1 protein-coding gene is annotated in these 982 nt (G+C 34.0%); it reads left to right on the forward strand.

Going from position 1 to position 982, the window contains the following annotated elements:
• Nucleotides 1-287 precede the first annotated feature (287 nt).
• Nucleotides 288-899, forward strand: a complete 612-nt coding sequence (locus QUA07_RS25950) for a hypothetical protein (protein WP_333330998.1) — start codon at nt 288-290, stop codon at nt 897-899.
• The last annotated feature ends 83 nt before the right edge of the window (nt 900-982 follow it).

The following is a 982-nucleotide window of genomic DNA, read 5'->3' on the forward strand; positions in this document are numbered from 1 at the left end:
ATTAACCTAACTCCCTATCAGGGATTGAAACCTATCTAGCATTCCGATAGAACCGTAAACGGTACTTGTTGCAATTAACCTAACTCCCTATCAGGGATTGAAACGTGAATTCTTACAGAGAGCGCCTTTACGGGCGCTTTGTTGCAATTAACTAACCTAACTCCCTATCAGGGATTGAAACTGGTGTATGAAATATACGATCCCAGACGCAGACAGTTGCAATCAACCTAAATCCCTATCAGGGATTGAAACGAAGAAATAAAAATTATTATTACAGGATAAAAATAATGGTGTACAAACTATTAATTGCTGTGCTTTGTCTCATTCTTACATTTCCTACAGTTGCTTATGGATTTTCGGATGTAAATACTTCTAATGACATAATAGATAATTATACAAAGAGTAAAAAAATAGAAAAAAGTGAGTATTACAAAGTAAGAGAAGCACTATCAGCCACTGAATTTATAGATACCACAATAGAAATATTCCACCCAGTTTCTCCACAACGATTCACACCAGTTATTCAAATAGTAGGATCTATATCTAAGGTTTTGCAATGGCTAATATATGTGGAGGATTGGCTGAATACTGACAAAGAAATTGCAATGAGAATTAATGATGTATTAACTTCTATCAAAAGAGAAAATGCTACTGATCCAGACTTATATATTAAATTTGAAGAGTATGTCAAAACTACTTTGCAAAGCTGGGTACCCGATCGTGATTATCCGCAAATAGGATATCTACCAAAAAAACTAATGTACAATCAATCGCTGGGTGAATCCGAAATAACTAAATACTGGCCAGAAGCTTCTCAAAAAGAGCAGGCAGAATATGTTGCTTTAACTTTTGATGAATTAATTTTGAATTATCAATTGCTTGCGAATGATTTACATTAAAGTAATTAAAACAATACTCCGGACAGTTTTTAAAGAGGAATGCGATCGCAATAAAATAGAGAAGTGAAAAAAGTGAGTGCAAT

Source organism: Microcoleus sp. T3_A4, from assembly GCF_036700465.1.
Classification (GTDB): Bacteria; Cyanobacteriota; Cyanobacteriia; order Cyanobacteriales; family Microcoleaceae; genus Microcoleus.

What these genes read in the sequence shown, in the direction of transcription:
- QUA07_RS25950 (WP_333330998.1), top strand. Translation starts at nt 288, where the DNA reads ATGGTGTACAAACTATTAATTGCTGTGCTTTGTCTCATTCTTACATTT.